This window comes from Chryseobacterium luteum, from assembly GCF_000737785.1.
GTDB classification, from domain to species: domain Bacteria; phylum Bacteroidota; class Bacteroidia; order Flavobacteriales; family Weeksellaceae; genus Chryseobacterium; species Chryseobacterium luteum.
Genome location: NZ_JPRO01000001.1, coordinates 245,528 through 261,844, shown reverse-complemented (window position 1 = coordinate 261,844; position 16,317 = coordinate 245,528). Strand labels below are relative to the sequence as shown.

The following is a 16,317-nucleotide window of genomic DNA, read 5'->3' as shown; positions in this document are numbered from 1 at the left end:
TTGACATGTCAGGAAAGTGGTTTTGAAAAAAAATGATCACAAACAATTATCCCTGGTTAGTTTTTTTAATCATCATCAACCGGTATATAGATGGTCTGTATCGGCTTGTCTTTTTAAGGATATTTTTTCAAAAATATGTGTCGAATCGGTAAACTGTTCATATAAGAGCCAGTTTTTCAAAATAATATATTATTTATTTTTACAAAAAAACACCTATTATGTTAATAAAAAACACAAATTACAAAAGAAAATGCAACAAAAGGTGTTGTTTAGTGTGAAAAACGCACGTGCTGGTATAGGTTAATTAAGTCATATCTGAAGTTTAGATCACCTGATTACACCAAAATTTAAGAAGCGTTTTTGGTATTTGTCAATTACAAACGGAGATGATAATTACACTTGAATATGATAAAACCATAAATAATACTTTGTAGGAATCATTTTGAAAGATAAAAATACAAAATAATAAAAAACGGATTCAATCCAGGACAAAATTTCATAGTAGGATTTTAAAGAGAAAATTCATACGACGAGTTCTGACGTTTTGGTGATGAATCTTTGCTTCAATAAAAAACACAGAAATGAAGAATGATATTAAAAACTGAGGTGGACATCCTTTAGCCGACACCACCTTAAAAAATAAGGCTAAAATAGAAAGTTATGAAAATATGACTTGAATCTATCATTAATTCTATTACAAATTATCAAAATCACAAAAATGAACAACATTGAAAACAATGCTGCCGAATTGGCGGCAGAAAACACACCAACACAAACGCTTTTTAGGTTTGTAAGCTTAAGAAGCCCGCAGCTGTCAGATGAAAATGAGCAGGATAAAAGATTTATTCTGGTTCCTCAGCAATTAAAAGATGATGACACTTTTTACAGACCGGTAGTAAATGCTTCAGGCTCAAAACACCGAAAACTTCTTGAATGTGCAGCCGCTTTTGCAAATGACCCGAAATGTATTTCATCTGGTCCTAATAGCACATATAGTCTCGAAAAATTTAAAAAAGTTTATCCTCTGGATCATCAATTTTCTGTTTGGCTGGCTAGGAATAAAGAAACGTGTACATATGAGGAATTTTCAGCAAAAAGAACTGAAATATATGAGGGACAGATTTATGCAGTTCCCGAGCTGGTAGATCTTTGGAATAATTTAATCTATCAGGTAGCCGTACAAAAAGATTTTTATGTAAAAGAACTTGCTATGCAGTTTCTTGTGTTGAAACATGTTTTCTCTGTTTCCAATGAAGAAGAACTGAAACTGTTATTGAATGCTAAAGTTGTACTTCCTAAAGAACTAATGCTGGATGAAGCTGTTTCGGGATCTCAAATGCTCTCAAAGGTGTCGGAGAATGAAATTAAAGAAACCCTTCCCACTGAGGAAATGAGAAAACAGCAGCTAATTTCTGAAGGAAAGGTAAAACTTGGGAGATATGAAAGTCTGAAAAAGAATTTTTCTCTTTTGGAGAAAAAGTACAGAGATGAATACCAAAAAGAATACGAAATCCGCTACGAGGAACACCAGTTAAGAATTGCACCTATTATAGAAAAATATAATGATGATGTAGCAGCAAACAGAGAGAAATACTGCCCCGTAAGAACACCGGGAGAAGCTTATGATCCGAAAGACCCCTGCCAGCAGATTCCAAAAGTTCCTGAACCGGTATTACCCAAGATAGACTTTCAGTTTCGTCCTGAAATTGAGGCTGAATATCTGACAACCGTATTAAAACCTGAAAATTTGGACACCTTACTGGATATTTTAGGCTATGAATTTCAAAATGTACCCTCTGATAAAGAAAGTCTGGCAGCAGGAGAAATTTCTGATCTTCACGAATTGTTAGAAGGAATAAATACATTTTCAGAGATCCATTCTTTAATCACGGAAGTAACAGAAAAAACCAACAGCGTTATTGCAGACAATACCGAAACTAATACTGAAGTCTATACAAGTATCGGGGGAGTTATTGTTCCAATGGCAAAAGGGACTGCTGTGCCGTTTACCTATCAGCTGTGTCCAAAAGATTTGTATAGGTTGTATGGTCTCGATCTGGCTTTAAATGTTCCTGATGCTTCATGGGATGTTTCTGGTGTGTATCATGAGTTGGTGTCCAATATTGGAACCAAAACGGGAAATAATTTTGTAAAATCCAGAAACGGAGATACTGTTTTCTTAAATAATCTTTTAGGGCAGGGAGCCGATTTTTCAGAATTCGAAGGGGCATCTTTTTATATTGAGCTGTATTTTACAAATGGGCAGGTCGCTAAATTTACAACACCGGGAATCACCATAAAAAGTTGTATCTCTTCTAAATTTGAACTTGAGGTTAAAGAAACTGAAAACCCTCCTGTCATCATTGATGAAGAACAGAATTTTATTCCTTCAGGTTTCGGATTCAAGCAGATAGGAATTGCTGATTATTTAAAAGTTGAGCAGAGTACGCATGCGTATGTAGAGGGGGAAGTTGCTCACATTGAAAATGTTATGGCAAGAGAGTATCGTGAAAAATCTACCCGAAAGCTAAGAAGAAGCGAAAATACCACAACTTCATCTTCCGATACGGAAAGAGAACAGCTTTCTGATACTACAACAGCCAACCGTTTTGAAATGCAGTCCGAGGTTTCCAAGATCTTACAGGAATCCAATGATTTTGCAGGATCTGTTAATGCAAGTTATGGAGGAGAATTATTCTCAATGAGTATAGGAGCAAATTATGCCAATCACCGTTCCAAAGAAGAAAGTACAAGACAGGCTGTTACCCAGGCTCAGGATGTTACAGCAAGAGCCATGGACAGAATTGTGACAAAAGTTCATGAAGAAAGAATCGAAAAGATTATTGATGAGTTCGAGGAAAACAATTCTCACGGATTTGACAACAGGAAAGGAGATAAAAATGTAGTGGGTGTTTACCGGTGGGTAGATAAACTGATGAAAAACCAGATCTACAACTATGGTAAACGTATGATGTTTGAGTTCATGGTTCCTGAGCCTGCCAAACTGCATTTATTAGGAATGGTTTCTCAGAAAAATCCGGATCAGGTTAATTTAATTAAACCGGAGGACCCAAGAACGTCATCAGTAATGCCGATGAAAAATTACGGAGATCTTAGCATGGATGCTGTTTTAAAATACTGGGTATCAAAATACAATGTGGAAGTACCTGAAAAACCGGTGGAAAATTACAGCATAGGAAAATCATTAAGCGGTCAGTTTACAGGTGAGCAAAGTGCGATTCAGCATGCAGCTTTTAAAGATGAAATTCAAATTCCGGACAATTATGTGGCGGTAAGCTGTTTGGCGGGGTATAGTGCGGCTGGAGACAGCAGTGAGTCTGCGATGTGTATCATGGTGGGGGATGAGGATTTCTATCATCATGGATTCTGGTCTCAGCTAAAATTTTATCCAAGAAAAACTTTCGCTAACCCTTATTCAAAATCAGTCCCTATTTCCGCTACTTTTTATGAGATTTTCTCCGGAACTGCGAATTGTGTTGTGGATCTTCAGTTAACACAGGAAGCTAAAGATGCGTGGTATCAAAAAGTATTTAAGGCAATTATGGATGCTTATGAAGATGCAGTGGTGGAATATAATAATAAGCTTGCTGAGGAAAAGAGTAAGGCTGTAGAGATCAAAGGATCCAACCCGATGTTCTACCGTCAGATTGAAAATACAATCTTACGTAAAAACTGTATTTCTTACATGGCAGACAGGGCATCCGGATCTACACACGGATATGGTCTGGAAGGCTTGACCAGCGGTTCGTCTTTCAGTAATTATGAAACAGTTTTAAATAGCAGCCTGGATAAATATACGGCTTTTGTAAAGTTTATGGAGCAGGCTTTTGAGTGGGAAAACATTTCATACAATCTATACCCTTATTATTGGGGCAACAGGCAAAACTGGGTAAATCTTTATCAGTCGGAAGATACTGATCCATTGTTCAGATCCTTTATGCAGAGTGGGATGGCAAGAGTAGTAGTAACGGTTCGTCCCGGATTTGAAGAAGTTGTACAGTTTTATCTGGCAACCGGAAAGATCTGGAATGGGGGAGAAGTTCCTGTCATTGGAGATGAACTTTACTTATCAATTGTTGATGAAATGAAAGAACCTAAAGGTCTAAAACAAGGAAAAGCATGGATTACAAGACTTCCTACGGCTCTGAATATCCTTCAGGCAGAAAGCATCGGGCTAAAAGTAAAGCATGCACTGCCTTTCAGCACTGAGAATCCGAAAGATTTTGAAGTGCCTTCAGAAGTGATCACAGAGGATAAATTTAATTTTGAACCCAATGATAATCTTCTGGGTGTTCAGGAACCTGTAATATCTTCTGAGAAAGTGATTACCGGAGACTGGAAATAAACTGATAATCATTAAGTAAAAAACAACAATATGTCTACTATAGGAAAAATTATTAGGGTAAATGCATTACCACCAGTTGAAGAACGGGAAATCAATGTCATTTACCAAGTAGCTGCACCTGGTGCAGCTACTTACACAGACTATGCTATTGATGCCAGTGGAGATTTAAAAACCCATGCTGTCGTTGACGGATCAATCCCAATTGAACTATCAGATGATCATGTAAGCATTTCAGATCTCGATTTGATTGCAGAAGGAATTACAAGCCAAGCCGAATACAATTCAGCTACGATTGAAAAACTTTATCAAAAGCTAGATAAACCTACAAATGATGGCAACGTTTTAGATTATCCTAAAATTGTTGGTTTAGATGATAATGGAAATGTTGCAAAACTTCCTGCGGGAGATTTAGGAAAAAATATTGCTAATTCTTCGCTAACATCAGTTACTGGTGCTGGTCTTACATTAGGCGCGGATTGGTCTATGAATACATCCGGTAAAAATTATACCATTTCAGGTTTATCTGATGTTTCTAATGACGCTGCATTTAATACATTTTTATCACAAAATACAGCGGGTAAAGTTGGAAAGGCCAATGGTAAACAGCTTTTTTTAAGTTTGCCTTCTTCTCTTACGGAAGCTGAAAGAACGGCATGGAAAACACAAATGAATGGAGGTTGGACTACAAATACGATGAGTGTTAATTCAATATCTCCATTGTTGATTAAGCTGGAAAATGGAGTGTCATACATTACTTTAAGAGGAGCCAACCTCAATTTGAACCCCGCTAACTTTAAAATTGAAATAATGAATGCGGCAGGTTCCAGCGTATTGGCAACGGTGGCTAATTCTCAAGTTCAATTAGATACAAGTGGCTTAAGTTTAACTTTTTATTTTAACTTCTTTTCATTAGGAGTAAATGAATATAAAATAAGACTGTGGAATGGAGTCGCTTCTTATGTAACGCCTGTCACATTTGAAGTTGTCAATAATGTAAATGAAATTGATCTTAGTACTTTAACGTGGAATACAAAAGTCTACAATAATAATACGACATCAAAAGCTTATGCAACCAATAGCATAATTTATTTTAATCCTGATAATTCAATAAAACCGCCTGCTGTTGAATTGGTCTATGTTTTTAATGCAAAAACACAAATGCCACTATTTTCTGCAGGAGAAAACTGGTATTTAGAAGCTGGGATCTCAATCAATATGAGAATATCACCCAATCAAACATTAGGGTTTGCAATGACTCAATCAACAAATTTGACAAATGATTTTTTTGGAAACGTTGATTTTTCAGGTTTCGGTTCACTAATAGCGCTCAATACAAATTGGAATTATTCACAGAATCTTAAACTTATTTTCATAAAGAAAGGTCCGATATTAACCAAAGTTTTATCCGGAATAAACCCCGATGGACAGCTAATTACTGCAATTTCTTCAGAAACTATTAGCAATAATGATGATCTGTACTTAGGTGCTGTTTTTAATAATACATCAGAAACAGGAGACACTTCGTTCGAAACATATATGAATATAAATCTAATTAAAGCATACACGTTTTAATTTTTAATCCCAAGCTTTGGCAGAGCCTAAAAACTCTGCCTTTTTTAACCTTAAAAATCACAAAATGAGTTTAGAAATATTAAATAATAAAGGAAGTAGTAGCCTATCTAATTCTAAACTACTTTCAGCAAATGACATTCAAAGTGGTTTACTAAGCAAACAGAATTTTTTTAATAAAAATACTTTTGATGAAATAAGTGCATTTAAAGACAGTCCGTTTGGACAATATTGGCAAAAACAACTACCATCTTATGCTATAGCTGATTATGGACCATCTAGAGTTTTCCGGGAAAGTAATTTTAGTATTGTGGATCTTTCAAAAAGATTTAGTTCAGCACTTGCTTTACTTTATAACAAGTCTATAGACGAAAATTGGGATGATATTAAATTTGTTGTATATGCCAATCCTGATGGAAGCGAAGTTTTAAAACAATATGCTGATCCTAATTTTAAGCCTGAAGACAATCAGGTAATGTTCCTTATAGAAACAAATGACGGAAAATTTGATTTTGGTAAAATTGTAAGAGTAAAATTGGGTAAAAATGCAATTGAAAAGCTAAAATTTCAATATCCTTTTTTGGGACAAACAGATGAAGAAGATCTGGCAATAGAATTTTTAAATAGATCTTTTGAAATAAAAAATAACTCCAGCCTTGAATTTTCTGAAGCCAACAAGGAAAGAAAACTTAATACCAAAGAATTAAAAGATCTTTTAGTCAAAGCTATAAAATATGACTATAAGCAAAAAAAGTTTGATGATATGTCTTTATTTTTAATTCTGTTGCAAGGAGAAGAATTTTTAGGATTGAATACTCCAAAAAAGATTTTGGAACTTTCACAATGGATGAGAACGAAAAAGTATGATGAAGAAAAATTTTGGAATGCGTTATTAGAAAAAGATTTCACACCTGCTTTTCTTCCAAATGTTATTGTCCCTCAAAATAGAAAAGATATAAAAGAAGCTATAAAAAATAAATTTAAACAACAGATTGATAGTATTTCAAAGTCTAATAACAATGATGTCATCATTGAGAAGATTTTCAAAGAAATTTTAAATAATGTTTTATTATATTTGTTTGATAAGTTTTCTTCTTTACTGGATGAAGGTTTAAAAATATTAGATGAACTTTTACCGGAAAGTGAAATGCTTAATGAGATTTATAATCTCAATGCTTTTTTAGTAGGTCTTTGGAACGGATGTATAGAATTTGTTGCTGGAATTGTAGATTTAGTCTCTTTAGTAATGATTATCGCAAGAGATGGGATTGGCTTTGCACTTACAGATTCATTAGAAGAAGCTTTTGAAAGTCTTTTAAATGAAATTGTTTATAATTTTGAAGATTTTATAAAAAAACTTTGGGAAAAGTTTCGTATTACAATAAAAGAATTTCCTGATTGGTATTTAAAGTATGGCAGTAATCAATATTACCAATATAAGGAGCTTGGCGAACTGACTCCAGATATTATTACTCTTTTAGTTCCAGCAGCAAAGGCAGGAAAAGCAAGCAAGGTTGCAGAGGAAATTTCTTTATTAAAAAATCTATCCAAGACAGAAAAGGAATTAGCAATAGAAAAGCGAACTCAAGAATATTTAGAAAGTTATTATGAGGCTTTTAGAAAAGAGTCTAAAAATTTTTCGAAGAAACTGGAAGAGAAAACGGCAGATAGTGAGGCAAAAGAATTTTTTGATAGTGTTGAAAAAGAATTGGATGAACTAATAGAAGTAAAAAGGAAAACAACTCCTAGTAAAAAGGAGAATCTGTCTGCAAAACCACGAGGTAGGTTAACAAAAATACCTGATAACTTAGATGACGCTACCAAAACATCTTTAATTTTAGAAAATGATGCAGCCCAAATATTAGCTAAAAAAGGATTTGATATAGAGCAAAATCCTTCTATAAAGACAACACTTAAAAATCCTGATTATATTATAGAAGGAGAAGTCTTTGATTGCTATTCTCCATTTAATAGCAATAAATCTGTAAGAGGTATTTGGTCTGAAATTGCCGACAAAATAGAAAAAGATCAAACTAATAGAATTATTTTAAATTTGAAAAATTGGAATGGAGATATTCCTAAACTTCAAAAACAATTTTTAGACTGGGAAATAAGCGGATTAAAAGAAGTTATTTATATAACAAAACAAGGAGAAGTTAAATATTTAATGCTAAAAAAATAATTTATGTCACTAACTTATCATTTAAAATTTCGAAAAAAATTAGAAAACAAAAAACAACTTACAGAATTATTGGAGAAATATAAAAATAACTTTTTCTCAGTTTCAAACTTGTACTCTACAAAGTACAGTTACGAAGAAGGCAAATTCCAAGATCAATATTTAAATATTGATCTTGGAGATTCATCTAAAATCTCATTTGATATTTTAAGAAAAGAGGCTGAACCAATATTATGGAAAGAACTAATGCAAGAAGTTATTTACAAAATCACAACAGAAATATATCCTAATGAAGACTATTTTTTTGATTTTCAAGGTGATATAGTATATGAATTAAGAGAAGATGGAGTTGTTAAGAAAAATAATATTGATTTATTTTTCTAATTAATCTCTTAATATTAAAAATGAAAAATTCATTTACAGAATATCTAATAAAAAATGGTTGGAAAGAAATTAATATTATGACCTTTCAACAAGAAATAAAATCGCAAAAAGTAGAAGTTTTTTTTTCTAGCTCAAATCAAATTGAAGTATATGCAGACTCTCAATTTAAATTTGAGAAATATCTCTTGAGCTTAGCAGATTTAAAAGAAATATTAGATAATATTTGATGTAATACAGATTGAAGCTGTCTTAAAACAGTTGCAAGTTCAAACCGCCTTCATAAGAGGCGGTTTTCTATATTTTATAAAAATAACTGGAGAAAAATAGAAGGAAGCTTAGGAAGCATGAGATAATGCTAATGTGATAGATGGAATAGGTAATTCCAAGCACAGAGTTCTTTTCAAAAACTTCGGAATGTGATGCTTTGATGGAGAATGGTGCTTTTTTTATAGATCTAAATAAAAATTTTACAATAAATAGTAATGAATTTATATTGTTTTAAAAAAAACACTACACCTTTTGTCGCATTAAGCTCCTATATTTATCTTATAAAATTCATCCATGAAAAAAGACTTTTACCTGACAAGATATGCCCTAATTATAAAGAAAAATTAAATTTGAATCTTGGAGAAAAAAGTATTTTCCAGAGTATGAACCTTTTGATTTTAAAAATTTTGATTATTAATTATGCAGCAATTCAAGTTTAACAATTGGCGATTGAATTTTATTTTCGGAAATAATTTAGATAAATTATATTCTAAAAATATGTTGAAAATAAAGTTGTATGAAGATAGTTCTTTGATTTTCATACCTCATTATGACACGAATAAATATCCATTTCCTCCATTTGAGAATAACCCATATTACAATGGCCCAAAAATAGAAGATAATGGAACTAAGAGAAGAATAAATGCCTTTTTAGAAGAACCTCTGATATTTTTTGAAGATAATGAAAGATCGGGGCAAACTTTTAAAATTTTATTAGATTATAAAATCGATAATTTCGACATTAAAAAATTCCATTTAATCCATTGTATTGATACTGAAACTTATACTTGGATTTATAAAACTCTCCGAAAAGATTTTCTTTATTATGAAACAGGACAATCATTTAATAGAGAAAATACTATTCATAATGAAGCATTACGATATATAGAAAAAAAACTAATTGATTTAAAAGATGATTTACCAAATGGGTTAAGTAAAAAAATATTTTCCCCGGAGGGTCTTCTTTAGGATACAAACAGTTTTGGAAAGCCTATGAAGTATTAGGAAATAAAAATAAAGCCTTAGAAACAACCACTTTTTATAAAACAATGAGTAAAAAAGGGATTTCGAAGATGACAGAAGAAAGTGTAGTTATAGGTGAATATGATGAAATAGATGTTATAATATATAAGAAAAATTTTAAATAATAAAATATGAGTAATATAATCATTTATAAAAACGGAAAAAGAAAAATTGATGCGGGTACAGATTGGGATTATGAAAAATTTAAAGATCAGCATGGTTATTATTCAATAATTAATTTAATGCTAAAACTTCTAGAAGATGTACACGAGTTATTACAAAAAATCAAAAAAGAAGAGGATTTCGTTTTAAATGTAGAAGAAAAAAATATTCTTGCAAGAAAATTAGAAGCCTACATAGATAAGGACATCAAAAATTTCAAAAATGAAGATGAACTAGAAAATCATAACAAAATACCATATAAAGGTATTGTTTATAGATGTCCAATAAAAGCAAATGATTCTACATTAGAAAAGAAATTAGCAAAAGCAATTTCCCTATATAATCAATTCAATGATCCAGATGGCTCTAATATCGTGGAATTTAAATTTACCAAAACCTAAATACAAATTCGCCCCTATTTAGGGGCGTTTTAATTTATTCAATAAAATGCAGCTAATGTAATAGAATAGGTAACTTTGATAGGAGAATTAGAAGGTCTTAAAAATGCAGAAAAAGATTATGGTGAAGTTTTGCCTAGTTATCCTAAAGAAAGAATTAAATTTGAATCTTGGAGAAAAAAGTATTTTCCAGAATATAAATCTTTTCATTTTAAAAATTTTAATAATGAAATATTGGCAACTACAGGTTTGCTTAGCAAATGAATTAAATATTTTTGAAAAGTACATTGGAGAATTTGATATAATTAAAAGAGGGCAGGAAATTGTACCAGAGAATATTGTGCTACAAGCTTTATCAGATAGCAAAGAAAATTTAATAATTCTGTCAAATAATTATTTAAGATCTTCTACAACAAGTGATCTTTTTTTTAAAGAAAGTAACAATAAAATCATAAAAACAATAAAAATACTAGAGGCATATAAAAGATATGGTGAAATAATTACGGAAGTTTTTGACTATGGTTCAGTAGAATTAAAACAATAAACTTCCCCATAAAAAATAAAACATGAATGAATATCCCAGATAGAATACTTAACCTTAATTGATTATTATGAAAATAATTAAGGAAATATGGATTTTAAAACAATAAAAATAGAAAGCATTGTAAATTCAAATGAGAAAACTCTTTATGGTTTTTTAGTTGAAAGTTATGATGAAAATTTAGGCGTAAAAAGCATTATTTCTTATTTAGAAAATAAGAAGATTGAAATTTTATCAAATAAAAAAACATATAAAACAAATATTCAAAAAGTAGATGGCTATAGATCCAAAACCAACTTCACTGTTTTAAATATTTTTATAACTTTTAATGATGATTTTAAAGGTTTGATAAAAATTGGAGATACTATAAATATAATTTAGAGATTTTTTTTCAACTCATTTAACTTATTATTTTTTAGATTAGAAATGGCTAAAACATAGTATTCATCAGCTTTAAAACTAAGATTATGAATAAAGAGAAGCTAATTGAAAAAGCAAAAAAAATCTTAGAAACATTAAAAATAGAGTATGACCAAAATGAAGAACCTCTTTTCTCTGATTCTTATCCGCAATCTTTAATTGATATTGAACCAGAGTTAGTAAATCAGATTTCAGTTTATTTTAGATCCGTTCCTTTAGCAGGCAGAGCATTTGGCGAAAGTATCACTGTAATTGGAGATTTAAAAACTAAGAAATTAATATCTGTGGTTACAAAAGGTGGTGGAAGATATAATGTTCCAACAGATTTGCAGTAATTAATTTATCAAGAAATACCCCATCCCACTGCCGCACGATTGTATCGTGTGGCTTTTTCTTTTAAAACTTCATTCTCTCAGAATTGTATTATCTTTTATCTTTATAAGAACATACAATGATGAATCGCAATTACAAATTTCATAATCCTGAAAAATTATATTTCATAGTTTTGCTGTAGCCGGTTGGCTGGGTGTATTTATCCGAAATGAATACAAAGACATCCTTTTACAAAGTTTAAGATTCTGCCAAAAGAATTAAAAAACACACATTTATTTGATGGTCAGACAGGAGAGTATGTTATATTCGGTCAAACAAGAGAATATGCTAATAAAAGTTTATGTACATAAAAGCAAGTAAGGTAATAAATTAAAGAGATTTTTATGTTAACAGACAAAGAAATGTTGCAAATAGCAGAGCGTTATTTGAAAAAAATAGGAGAAGGCAGTATTGAGGCAATGATATATTCAGACGATACTATTAAAAAACCGTATGGCAATATTTATTTTTTTAATTCTAAAAAATTCATTTTAACAGGAGAATTTAAATATGAACTGGGAGGCAATGCTCCTTTTTTAGTAGAAAAATAAAAAGGCAGAGTGGTTAGTTTTAGTACCTCAGCTAGATTAGAAGATGATATAGAATCTTATGAAAACGGGACGATGACTCCTAGTTTAGATCTCTATTGGTATCCAGATGAAGATAGATTTGATTATAAATAAAAAGCAGTAATTCCCCCACAAAAAAATAAAACCGACACCTTTTACCCCATTAACCCCATATATATCCAGCGTAAAACTCACGCTGGTTTTTTATTTCCCAAAAATAAATTATAACATTTTATTTTCAGTAAATCAACGTATTACAATAAAATTTTATTCTTTTTTCGAAATTCCACGCAAGATTTTCTAAAAAACGGATTTTATACATGAGTACTCAATACAATTAATGTTTAATGTAAAAAATAATGAAATGAAGAATTCAATAGTACTTAAGATCATTACCACCGTTTTGATTGTATCCATCATCTTCTCCCTGTTCTCGTGCATGAACGGGGACAGGATAGAAGTGCCACCCGTAAAGCTGGAAGACGTTAACGGCAATTATAAAGGAAGGCTGATCACCGTGCAGGGGGAGTTCAGAGCCGAGAAAGTTGTAGACTTTAAAATAAAAAAAGACACTCTGACATTTCCGGAATTTCCTTTAAAAGAAATCGTAATGGCAGTAGTAAAGGATCCGGTAAAAACACGGGATGCCTTGGCCGCGATGGGAAAAGTGAAATACAATCTGAATTATACAACAGTATTGAATGCTGATAAAAACTGGATAGAACTCACTTTTAGCCCTAAAGAGCTTGAGCTTCAGATCCCGGTAGACGGAGTAAATAAAAAGACAGTGGTAACAGTCGCGGCAAAGCAGAAAGGATACTTTATAGGATTGGATCATACGCTGAGATTTGCTTTGGCGGCCGAAAAAATAACTGTAAATGGAACGGAATTAAGTCCTTTTGAGGCCATCAACTATAATTTCCCATACTGTATAAAAACTAATTGATAAGTAATATAAACAATAGATTGTGGTTTGCCGGATGCAGTTTATTTTTGTTTTAAAATTTTAATCGGTGTTAAACCGGACCCAAGTCGTACATGGAAGAAAACAAGGAGCAGATTTTGATCAGACGCCTTCTCACGAAGGAAGAAGCTGCCTGGAAAGAGCTTTTCGGAAACTATTCCGGAAACCTTGCCGGGGTCTGTTCCCGTTATCTTTCAGAAAAGGATGACGTTCATGACGTTCTTCAGAACAGCTTTATCAAAATGTTCCGCTCCATAGCAGCATTTGAATACAGAGGCAGCGGTTCTTTGAAAGCATGGATGATCCGGATCACCGTAAACGAAGCTTTAAAACATATAAAGCAGCATTCCGGCATTACAACAAAAGATGATCTTACAGAACTTCCGGACATCCCCAATGAGGAGGAACCTGATCTTGAGGAAATTCCCCAGGCGGCCATTATGAAAATGATCCGGTCGCTTCCTGATGGGTACAGAACCGTTTTTAACCTGTTTGTATTTGAGAAAAAAAGCCATAAAGAGATTGCCGGGCTTTTGGGAATAGCAGAAAATTCTTCCGCCTCACAGCTTCATAGGGCAAAAGGACTGCTTATTCAGAAAATTAAAGAATTTAAAATGTCAAAAAAAGCACAATATGAATAATCGGTGGCTGAATGATCTGCACAGGAAAATGGAAGACCACGAAGAAGATATTCCGGATGGGCTGTGGGAAGATATTAAAGATGAACTTTTTTCCGGAGAAAAGGAAAACGGAATGGCTGGAGCCATGATGCCTGAAGCTGATGCCAGAAAAGAAAATGAAACGGCTTCTTCCGGTAAAAAAAGCTCTCTGCTGTACCGTATCGGTGGAATTGCAGCAGCCATTGCTATGCTGTTTTTTACAGGAAAACTCCTGCTGGATATGAATGAAGAAAACAAGACATCTAAAATAACTAAAAATACAGGCAGCATTAAAGAATCAGGCAGCAGAACTACAGAATCCGTAAAAACAAATACAGCAGATCAGACCAATACCGAATTGGACGAGAAATATGGCAGTCAGGGAGATATATCGACAGAGAAAACCGGCATCAGTGCTGTTTTAGAAAATGTATTCAGTAAAGAAACTATTGATAATAATAAGATAACATCAGCGTCTTCAGAAAAAGAAAATAATCCAATCCTTTTAACAGAAAAAAAGTCACCTGCTGATGTCCCGCCTTCTTCGGTTAATGAAAATCCTGTACTGAAAAAAGAACAAGACGGAGGTGTAATTTTTAATAATAATGAAAATAAGCTTCCGGAAAAATATGCCAGTCATGATAAACCTAAAGTTTTCGGTCGTCAGTCCGGAAAATGGATGCTGAGTATGCTTACGGGAAATGTGTCTTCAAATTCCGCCGACCAGAAATTTCCGGGCTATGCCTCCATCAGTGGAAACCCCATGGTTTTTAGTGAGATGTGGGTCTCCGGAACAGAAACCGATCCGCTCACAGAAGTTCTGCTGGCTAACCAAAGCAAAGAAGTTGAAGCAAGGATAAGGCATAAAATTCCCGTTACTTTTGGAGTTTCTGTGTATTATAGCCTTGGAAAAAAATGGGGAATAGGGACCGGTATCAATTATACAAAACTGACTTCAGAACTTCACTCCGGAAGCAATTCAAACTATATAAAAGGGGATCAGAGCATTCATTATATAGGTATTCCGGTGCAGGTCAACTATAATATCATTCAGAAAGGACGTTTTACAGCCTATGTTACTGGAGGAGTGCTTGCCGAAAAAGCAATAGCAGGAAAGCTTAAGACAAAATATATAGTAAATGATGAGGTGCAGGACGAGCAGGATGAGCGTCTTGATATTAAGCCTGTACAGTTTTCTGTGAATTCCGCCGTAGGACTCCAGATGAAAGTTATTGATAAGATCGGAATATATGCAGAGCCCGGAATCGGGTACCATTTTAAAAACGACAGTCAGCTCAATACCATTTACAAAGAACAACCTTTAAACTTTAATATGAAATTCGGGATCAGGCTTTTACTGGACTGATACCGCTGAGTAAGACTAAACACAACCATTAAATATTGAAATATGAAACCAAAACTGATTTTTTTGGCTTTTCTGTTCATGACCCTTATGAATATAAAAGCACAGTGTAATCCAACCATCACAAGCCCCAGGCTGGGCGTAAAGTTTCCGGATAAAATTCTGTTCTGCAATACCGAAGTAGAGATACTTTCTACACAGACATTCGGAAGCTACCAGTGGTACAAACAGGAATGGACCTGGCAGACACCTAATACCAACCCCTGGACCGCTATTCCCGGGGCAACTTCACAAACACTGACCATCAATGGAACTGATGACCAGCTTTATTATTTTAAAGTGGCCGTTACACAGGGCGACTGTGTGGCAGAAAGTCCGGCTGTTATGGCAGACGGATTTGTCTATGCGCTTCCTTCCATGCTCAGCACGTTTACACCCGGAACTTTTTCCGAAGTGGGACCGGGAGAATATAATATCTGTGCCGGAGCCTCCGTAAAATTTGATGATGTCTTTCCGGACCTCTATGGCAGCCATATCTGGTATAAATGTATTCCGGGCAGCCCGCCACCTTCCCCCGGAGATCCCTGTGTAATCAATGGTGCGGCCGGAGATTCTTATACCGCTACAGAATCTGGAGAATACGGATTCTATGCCTGTACAGAGTATTGCCCGGATCAGTGTGAATTTTTAGGTTCAGGAAATTTTATAAAGCTGAATTTTGGCAACTGGGAAATTTGCAGCCTGGGAACAGATGAAGCAAAGCGCAAAGAAAACAGCCTGAAAATATATCCAAACCCGGCCGCGCAGTTTCTTTATATCGGAAAAGAATCCGACAAAACCTACAAAGAGATCTCCATTATTGACATGTCAGGAAAAGTAGTTCTGAAAAAAAATGATCACCGCTTTAATGATGCCATTGATGTGAGCAGACTTGTACCCGGAAACTATATTATTCTTTCCAAAAACTCAGACGGTAATACCTATAAGAATAAATTCATCAAAAAATAATAGCATAAATCATCCTTAGTTAGTTTTTTTTAATCATGATAAGCCGGTATAGAGATGGTCTGTATCGGCTTGT

Annotated in this window: 16 protein-coding genes; all 16 read left to right on the top strand. The window is 33.4% G+C overall.

The genetic code is table 11. The features are described 5' to 3' along the window. The first annotated feature begins 718 nt into the window (after nt 1-718). On the top strand, nt 719-4,366 hold the full coding sequence (locus IX38_RS23145) for a hypothetical protein (protein ID WP_228377893.1): 3,648 nt from the start codon (nt 719-721) through the stop codon (nt 4,364-4,366). A 30-nt stretch (nt 4,367-4,396) separates the two neighbouring features. Then, entirely contained in the window at nt 4,397-5,938 is a 1,542-nt protein-coding gene (locus tag IX38_RS01130; RefSeq protein WP_034701016.1) for a hypothetical protein, read from the top strand. 64 nt (nt 5,939-6,002) lie between these two features. Beyond that, nucleotides 6,003-8,117: a CdiA C-terminal domain-containing protein gene (locus IX38_RS23140; RefSeq protein ID WP_051884370.1), complete on the top strand. Its 2,115-nt coding sequence runs from the start codon at nt 6,003-6,005 to the stop codon at nt 8,115-8,117. 3 nt (nt 8,118-8,120) lie between these two features. Further along, on the top strand, nt 8,121-8,498 hold the full coding sequence (locus IX38_RS01120; protein ID WP_034701015.1) for a hypothetical protein: 378 nt from the start codon (nt 8,121-8,123) through the stop codon (nt 8,496-8,498). Between the two features lie 20 nt (nt 8,499-8,518). Continuing rightward, the gene (locus IX38_RS01115; RefSeq protein ID WP_034701014.1) at nt 8,519-8,725 is read left to right on the top strand and encodes a hypothetical protein; all 207 of its coding nucleotides are present in this window, start codon (nt 8,519-8,521) and stop codon (nt 8,723-8,725) included. Between the two features lie 538 nt (nt 8,726-9,263). Beyond that, nucleotides 9,264-9,734, top strand: coding sequence for a hypothetical protein (locus IX38_RS01105; protein ID WP_131368628.1), 471 nt, complete (start codon nt 9,264-9,266; stop codon nt 9,732-9,734). Nucleotides 9,735-9,919: 185 nt separating this feature from the next. Then, nucleotides 9,920-10,351, top strand: coding sequence for a hypothetical protein (locus IX38_RS01100; protein WP_034701011.1), 432 nt, complete (start codon nt 9,920-9,922; stop codon nt 10,349-10,351). 75 nt (nt 10,352-10,426) lie between these two features. Next, nucleotides 10,427-10,612: a hypothetical protein gene (locus tag IX38_RS23135; protein ID WP_228377892.1), complete on the top strand. Its 186-nt coding sequence runs from the start codon at nt 10,427-10,429 to the stop codon at nt 10,610-10,612. Further along, nucleotides 10,575-10,892, top strand: coding sequence for a hypothetical protein (locus tag IX38_RS01095; protein WP_228377891.1), 318 nt, complete (start codon nt 10,575-10,577; stop codon nt 10,890-10,892). Before IX38_RS23135 ends, IX38_RS01095 begins: the two co-directional genes overlap by 38 nt. A gap of 87 nt (nt 10,893-10,979) precedes the next feature. Beyond that, nucleotides 10,980-11,270 carry a hypothetical protein gene (locus tag IX38_RS01090; RefSeq protein WP_034701009.1) on the top strand — a complete coding sequence of 97 codons (291 nt, stop codon included), beginning with the start codon at nt 10,980-10,982 and terminating at the stop codon, nt 11,268-11,270. Between the two features lie 86 nt (nt 11,271-11,356). Beyond that, nucleotides 11,357-11,644: a hypothetical protein gene (locus tag IX38_RS01085; RefSeq protein WP_034701008.1), complete on the top strand. Its 288-nt coding sequence runs from the start codon at nt 11,357-11,359 to the stop codon at nt 11,642-11,644. 381 nt (nt 11,645-12,025) lie between these two features. After that, nucleotides 12,026-12,232: a hypothetical protein gene (locus IX38_RS23130; RefSeq protein ID WP_228377890.1), complete on the top strand. Its 207-nt coding sequence runs from the start codon at nt 12,026-12,028 to the stop codon at nt 12,230-12,232. Between the two features lie 382 nt (nt 12,233-12,614). After that, entirely contained in the window at nt 12,615-13,196 is a 582-nt protein-coding gene (locus tag IX38_RS01075) for a DUF4840 domain-containing protein (RefSeq protein WP_034701614.1), read from the top strand. A 92-nt stretch (nt 13,197-13,288) separates the two neighbouring features. Continuing rightward, nucleotides 13,289-13,855 carry an RNA polymerase sigma factor gene (locus IX38_RS01070; RefSeq protein WP_034701006.1) on the top strand — a complete coding sequence of 189 codons (567 nt, stop codon included), beginning with the start codon at nt 13,289-13,291 and terminating at the stop codon, nt 13,853-13,855. Beyond that, nucleotides 13,848-15,239: an outer membrane beta-barrel protein gene (locus IX38_RS01065; RefSeq protein ID WP_034701005.1), complete on the top strand. Its 1,392-nt coding sequence runs from the start codon at nt 13,848-13,850 to the stop codon at nt 15,237-15,239. Before IX38_RS01070 ends, IX38_RS01065 begins: the two co-directional genes overlap by 8 nt. 42 nt (nt 15,240-15,281) lie before the next feature. Next, entirely contained in the window at nt 15,282-16,244 is a 963-nt protein-coding gene (locus IX38_RS01060; RefSeq protein ID WP_034701004.1) for a T9SS type A sorting domain-containing protein, read from the top strand. The last annotated feature ends 73 nt before the right edge of the window (nt 16,245-16,317 follow it).

Bases quoted from the DNA above. Each gene is read 5' to 3' on its own strand.
- IX38_RS23145 (WP_228377893.1), top strand. From the start codon at position 719: ATGAACAACATTGAAAACAATGCTGCCGAATTGGCGGCAGAAAACACA.
- IX38_RS01130 (WP_034701016.1), top strand. From the start codon at position 4,397: ATGTCTACTATAGGAAAAATTATTAGGGTAAATGCATTACCACCAGTT.
- IX38_RS23140 (WP_051884370.1), top strand. From the start codon at position 6,003: ATGAGTTTAGAAATATTAAATAATAAAGGAAGTAGTAGCCTATCTAAT.
- IX38_RS01120 (WP_034701015.1), top strand. From the start codon at position 8,121: ATGTCACTAACTTATCATTTAAAATTTCGAAAAAAATTAGAAAACAAA.
- IX38_RS01115 (WP_034701014.1), top strand. From the start codon at position 8,519: ATGAAAAATTCATTTACAGAATATCTAATAAAAAATGGTTGGAAAGAA.
- IX38_RS01105 (WP_131368628.1), top strand. From the start codon at position 9,264: ATGTTGAAAATAAAGTTGTATGAAGATAGTTCTTTGATTTTCATACCT.
- IX38_RS01100 (WP_034701011.1), top strand. From the start codon at position 9,920: ATGAGTAATATAATCATTTATAAAAACGGAAAAAGAAAAATTGATGCG.
- IX38_RS01095 (WP_228377891.1), top strand. From the start codon at position 10,575: ATGAAATATTGGCAACTACAGGTTTGCTTAGCAAATGAATTAAATATT.
- IX38_RS01090 (WP_034701009.1), top strand. From the start codon at position 10,980: ATGGATTTTAAAACAATAAAAATAGAAAGCATTGTAAATTCAAATGAG.
- IX38_RS01085 (WP_034701008.1), top strand. From the start codon at position 11,357: ATGAATAAAGAGAAGCTAATTGAAAAAGCAAAAAAAATCTTAGAAACA.
- IX38_RS23130 (WP_228377890.1), top strand. From the start codon at position 12,026: ATGTTAACAGACAAAGAAATGTTGCAAATAGCAGAGCGTTATTTGAAA.
- IX38_RS01075 (WP_034701614.1), top strand. From the start codon at position 12,615: ATGAAGAATTCAATAGTACTTAAGATCATTACCACCGTTTTGATTGTA.
- IX38_RS01070 (WP_034701006.1), top strand. From the start codon at position 13,289: ATGGAAGAAAACAAGGAGCAGATTTTGATCAGACGCCTTCTCACGAAG.
- IX38_RS01065 (WP_034701005.1), top strand. From the start codon at position 13,848: ATGAATAATCGGTGGCTGAATGATCTGCACAGGAAAATGGAAGACCAC.
- IX38_RS01060 (WP_034701004.1), top strand. From the start codon at position 15,282: ATGAAACCAAAACTGATTTTTTTGGCTTTTCTGTTCATGACCCTTATG.